The organism is Nocardia sp. NPDC058497 (assembly GCF_042720195.1).
Taxonomy (GTDB): Bacteria; Actinomycetota; Actinomycetes; order Mycobacteriales; family Mycobacteriaceae; genus Nocardia.
In genome coordinates this window covers 4,483-9,423 of the sequence record NZ_JBHXMY010000208.1, presented here as the reverse complement: position 1 = coordinate 9,423, position 4,941 = coordinate 4,483, and the positions used below count along the sequence as shown (strand labels likewise).

Below are 4,941 nucleotides of genomic sequence, written 5' to 3'. Positions count from 1 at the left end.
CGCGGGGCGGGGTCTCTGAGCGCGCGGGGGGCGGCGCGCGGGCTGCCCGCGGGGGGCGCGGGGTGGGGGGGGGCGTGGGGGGGGCGCGGGGTCCCGGCCGCGCGGCGTTCGTTCCCGCCCCCCCCTCGACCGGGGCGGTGTCGGCGGGTGTGATCTCGGTGGGCGGGGCGGTGGTGACCGGCGGGGTGGTGTCGAGGGTGCTGAGGTCGTCGGGGACCACCACGTCCTCGGTGACCTGCACGTCGGTCTCGGGCAGCGGGACATCGGTGATGCTGCGTCGCGGCGCGTCGCGCGGGACGGCGGCATCGTCACCGACGTGCGGCTGCCCCTCGGTATCGGTCCGCTCGGGCGCCGGTTCGGGGCGCGGCAGCGTGGTCGCCGGCCCGCCCTGTTTGAAGTTGAATCCCCCGGAGGCCGTATAGCCACCGGACTTGTCCGTCAACTCCTTGTCCGGCTCGGGCGGTGCCAGGGTGATCTGGCGCCTCTTGTACAGGACGAAACCCGCGACGAGCGCCACCAACAGCACGGCGGCGATCGCGGCGATCAGGATCCACGCTTGCGAACTCACCCGGCCGAGTCTATTCGGGCGGCTGGTCGTCCCACGTCGGCGGCGTCGGCGCGGCGGGTCGGTAGCTGGGGAAAGGGCCCGTCGGCGCGCCGGGGAAACACTACAGATTCGTTGTCCTGCGGAACTTCTGGCGCTCGCCCCATAGGATCGGCGGCGTGACCGATCGAAACGTGCTTGGGGGGCCGCTGGAAGAGTGCGGCACCGATCCTCTCACGGGCTTCTACCGGGACGGCTGCTGCAGCACCGGTCCGGAGGATCTCGGCAGCCACACCGTGTGCACCGTCGTGACGGCGGAATTCCTGGAGCATCAGGCATCCATCGGCAACGACCTCAGTACTCCGCGCCCGGAGAACAACTTCCCCGGCTTGCAGCCGGGCGACCGCTGGTGTGTGGTGGCGGTGCGCTGGTTGCACGCGCACGAGGACGGGGTCGCCGCACCCGTGGTGCTGGCCGCGACACACGAGAACGCCCTGGAGGTCATCTCCATGGACATCCTGCGCAAATACGCCGTAGACGTCCCGGACGACGTCAGCGACCTGCTGTAGGGGTCCCCGACAGCTCCCCTATCGACCCAGCTTGCGATCGGCGCTGTTGTCAAGCGTGGACAGCGTTGGCGCGGTTGCCTTCATCGGCGTCTGAGCTGCGAATACGGTGAGGTCCATCTCGATCGCCTGATGACGTCATTCACTATCATCGGCAAGGTCGAACGTTGTCGGTGGACGCCAGGCATTTGATGGCGGGATGGATGACACGGGGCGCCGGTCAGCCGGCAACTGTCAGGTCGGCGTCGCCGGTCAGGAACCGGTGACGCGTCGGTGGGCCGCTGGCGGTATCGGCGGGGTGTGGCGGAAGGATCCCCTCGGGCAGCGTGTCGTCGATGGTCAGACGCGCTCGGACTTGATCCCCGACAAATAGCGAGACTCCCGGCGCGACTGCGTTTTTCACCGCAGCAGCACCGGGAGTCCCGAGCCGGGGGCAGTTACCTGCCGACCCGCCCTCTCAAGGCAGGACCTGCGGAATGACCTCGGGGTTCACGTGGCCCACGAAGCCACCGATGATGGCACCGACGAGCGCATGGGGGAGTGTGCCGAGGATGAGGCAGATCGGGTAGCCCACGCCCAACACGATCACGGACGGGATGCAGTTGACCAGGGTGGCGAGCGCACCGATACCGGCACCAGCGAAAGCACCGTTGATCACCGGGTCGGAGTTCTCGGCCTTCGGATCGGTCGCGACGTCCTGCAGCTGGGTCTCGATCACATCCGAAACCACGGGAGCGGCCACCTCCGAGGCAGGGCCTTCGCCGGAAAGCTCGGCGTCCTGCGAGATCGCTGCGCCCGCCGGGGTGGCGGATCCGAACGAAAACTCGGCGATGGCGGTCTCGTAGCTGTCACCCTGGACGGCCATCGCGGTGGCCGGCTGAGCCTGCTGGTCTGCGTAGGCATCCGCCGACGCGACACCACTTCCAGCGAAGGTGACCGCCACAACCACCGGCAGTGCACCGAGAAGAATATTGCGAGTTGAGCGCTTGAACATTCAGTACTCCCTCTCGACCTTTTGCCCCCCGACCCGGACCAATCGAACGCCAACCGGGCTATTAGTAATAGCCATCTCACCTTAGCGGCAACTTTTGTGATTTATTTCACATTGACAGCACGGGACCCATCCGTTTGGCGCCGGCGGTGGGCCTTTTGGCGGCAGGCAGGGGAGCAGTAGCGGGCGCGTCTGCCGGTGGCGGATCGGTGGACGGATCCGGCGCAGATGGGGCACAGCGGTGGCGAGGTTTCGTCACGTCGATGGGTTTCGTCGCGGTCGGCCTTTCCGGGTTCCGTTACGGATGACGGACGGGTTCGCAACGCGTCGAGGATGAGGACGACGGCCGGAGCCAAGGGGTCGTCGGCGCGCCGATGTCGTTGGATCGCCACGCATCCGGTGAAGATGTCGAGGACGTCGGTGACGGCGACATCGGGGCGGACCGCGCCCTGACGTTGGGCGGCGGTGAGCAGTGCGCCGAGGGCGCGGTGGAAGCGGTTGCCCGCGCCGCGCAGGAGGGCGCGCGGCCAGCCGTCGTCGGATTGCACCAGGTCGCAGAGGTCTTTGTTGCCGGGCGTCGTGGTGATGACATGGGTGCAGAGGGCGAAGAACGCAGCACCAGGGTCGGGGTCGGTGAGATGGTCGGCGGCCAGCGCCGCCAGGCGGTCGACCCGCTGTTGCATCACCGCTTCCAGAAGATCGGTTTTCGTGGGGAAATGCCGGTGGACGGTGCCCGCCCCGACCCCGGCGCGGCGGGCGATCTCGGCCAGTGAGACGGTGGTCCCCCGCTCGGCCAGCGCACGCTGAGCGGCGGCGAGGACGAGGGCGCGGTTGCGCCGGGCATCCGCTCTGATCGCTGGCTCCACGCCATTGTCGACGGTCATTTCGTTACGCCTTCCCTGCGCGACACCTGGCCAACCGGGTCGAACCGCCCGTACCGTCCGGAATACGGGTCGCCCGACCCGATTGTAGGGAACGAAACGGAGTTCATCCGCAATGTCATCAGCACATCCCGTTCTGGTCACCGGTTCAACCGGCAAACAGGGCGGCGTCACCGCCAGGAAGCTGCTCGCCCACGGCCACGCGGTACGCGCCCTCGTCCGCGACCCTGCCGCTCCGACGGCCCGCGCCCTGGCCGACGCGGGCGCCGACCTGGCGACAGGCGATTTCGACGACCCTGCCTCGCTGCGTGCGGCGGCGACCGGCGCACGTGCCGTATTCCTGATTCCCCCAGCCGATTACGGACCCAGCGGCTGGACAGCAGGCCTGGAGGCGCAGCGTGGCGTCGCGATGGTCGACGCGGCCCGCGCGGCAGGCGTCGAGCAGATCGTCTTCTCCGGCATCGCCACCATGGGCGCGGCCGACTCGTGGGGTCAGGAGGGCAAGCGGCAGATCGAGGACGCGATCGCCGCCTCGGGCCTGCGCTATACGCTGCTTCGCCCGGTGCGCTTCATGGAGAACTACCTGTTGCAGGGCTCCCCCGTCGACGGGGTCCGCGTGGGCGGCGAGCACCCGCACCTGTTCCCGGCCGACCGGCCACTGCAGATGATCGCCCTCGACGACATCGGCGCGTTCGCCGCCCTCGCCTTCACCGACCCCGACGGCTGGCATGGCCGCGCCCTGGAACTGGCAAGCGACGCGATCACCCCCGTCGACGCCGCGGCCGCCATCAGCGCGGCCACCGGCCGCTCGATCCACTACCGCGAGGTCACCGAAGCAGAGGCCGAGGCGATCGGCCCGCAGCTCGGCAATACCTGGCGCCTGATCCGCGAGACCGGCGGCTGGCACGCCGACCTGCCCACCCTGCGACAGCTGTATCCGCAGCTCACGAGCCTGCCCGAGTGGCTGACCCGTGGCGGAGCCGAGAAGATCCTGGCCCGCCTCGACGAGTCGGCACCGGTCGCCTGACCTCCGATCCGACCCGCCGATCGTGTCGCGCCGGTGTGCCGGGCGGCCCCGCTGGACGATCCCGATGTACCGGGCAGGTCCACCGGACGATCCGCCGGGCCTCGCGCCGCACCGCACGACCCGGTCAGCGGGCAGTGACGGTGGTGTCGATATCCCGCCAGCGACCGGTAAGTCCGCTTCTTACCGTCGGTCGTTGTGAATGCTGAATCTGTCGCCACAATGCCCACCGGCACCGCGCTGCGTGGCTCCGTCGTGCTGTTCATGTCGCTGGCCGCGGCGGGCCCGCTTCAACAGCGTCTACATGCTGGTGTACTTCGTGGGCGGCAGCCTCGGCACCGCCTTCGGGGCAGCCGCGGTCGCGTGGTTCGGCTGGCCCGCGACCGCCATGATCGCGGCACTGTCCATCGGAGTCGCGGCGATCCTGGTGGCGACCACACCCGGTGACTCTGCTCCGGCCGAGCACAGCAGGCGCCACGAGTGACGATCTCGCGCTCAGGTGAGTTCGGGCCACATGCGCTTCGGGCGTTCGGTGAGGGCGCAGACGCGGCAGCGCGGGGTCATGCTGTACGCGCGTGGCGCCGGGGTCGGTGCACCCCCGGCGCCGCGCGGATCCTGGTCTACCCGGCGCCGGTGGACCCCACCCCGCAGCTCAGTTCAGTGCGCCGTTGTAGTCAGGGAACTTGAAGGTGCGTTCGGCATGCCCGCCCGACAGGTCCGTCGGGCTGTTGCCGATATTGGCGACGATCGTGTATCCCTTGCTCTCGATATCGGCCCGGCTCGCGGTCTTGTACTCGGCCAGACCGGCGTTGCCCGCCGACAGCGTGGTCGGGGGGCTGCCCTTCAGGCCGTGGACCGGGTTTCCGCGCCACGTCAGGGTAGCCCGGGAGTTTTCGGTGTCGAGGGGGGGCCTGCGCGTGTGGGAGAATATAAGG

General features: G+C 69.3%; 6 protein-coding genes and 1 pseudogene. 3 read left to right on the top strand and 4 right to left on the bottom strand.

Annotated features, from left to right (window positions below; genetic code table 11):
- A pseudogene (locus ACFWPJ_RS16075) lies at window positions 1-568 on the bottom strand (signal recognition particle-docking protein FtsY); the annotation flags it as partial.
- A gap of 155 nt (window positions 569-723) precedes the next feature.
- Here ACFWPJ_RS16075 and ACFWPJ_RS16070 point away from each other — a divergent pair.
- Window positions 724-1,113 carry a DUF2237 family protein gene (locus ACFWPJ_RS16070; protein ID WP_019048221.1) on the top strand — a complete coding sequence of 130 codons (390 nt, stop codon included), beginning with the start codon at window positions 724-726 and terminating at the stop codon, window positions 1,111-1,113.
- Between the two features lie 454 nt (window positions 1,114-1,567).
- On the opposite strand, the gene ACFWPJ_RS16065 is transcribed toward ACFWPJ_RS16070, so the two are convergent.
- Window positions 1,568-2,104 (bottom strand): hypothetical protein, encoded by a 537-nt coding sequence (locus tag ACFWPJ_RS16065; RefSeq protein ID WP_378851952.1) that lies wholly within the window; start codon window positions 2,102-2,104, stop codon window positions 1,568-1,570.
- A 101-nt stretch (window positions 2,105-2,205) separates the two neighbouring features.
- On the bottom strand, window positions 2,206-2,985 hold the full coding sequence (locus ACFWPJ_RS16060) for a TetR/AcrR family transcriptional regulator (RefSeq protein ID WP_378851950.1): 780 nt from the start codon (window positions 2,983-2,985) through the stop codon (window positions 2,206-2,208).
- Between the two features lie 112 nt (window positions 2,986-3,097).
- Here ACFWPJ_RS16060 and ACFWPJ_RS16055 point away from each other — a divergent pair, with 112 nt between their 5' ends.
- Both ACFWPJ_RS16055 and ACFWPJ_RS16050 read left to right on the top strand, forming a co-directional pair.
- Window positions 3,098-4,009, top strand: coding sequence for an NmrA family NAD(P)-binding protein (locus tag ACFWPJ_RS16055; RefSeq protein WP_378851948.1), 912 nt, complete (start codon window positions 3,098-3,100; stop codon window positions 4,007-4,009).
- Between the two features lie 301 nt (window positions 4,010-4,310).
- A complete protein-coding gene (locus tag ACFWPJ_RS16050) occupies window positions 4,311-4,490 on the top strand; it encodes a hypothetical protein (RefSeq protein WP_378851946.1) in 180 nt (59 codons plus the stop codon).
- A 168-nt stretch (window positions 4,491-4,658) separates the two neighbouring features.
- Here ACFWPJ_RS16050 and ACFWPJ_RS16045 read toward each other — a convergent pair.
- The coding region (locus tag ACFWPJ_RS16045; protein WP_378851944.1) for an HAD family acid phosphatase at window positions 4,659-4,941 on the bottom strand (283 nt) is incomplete at its 5' end.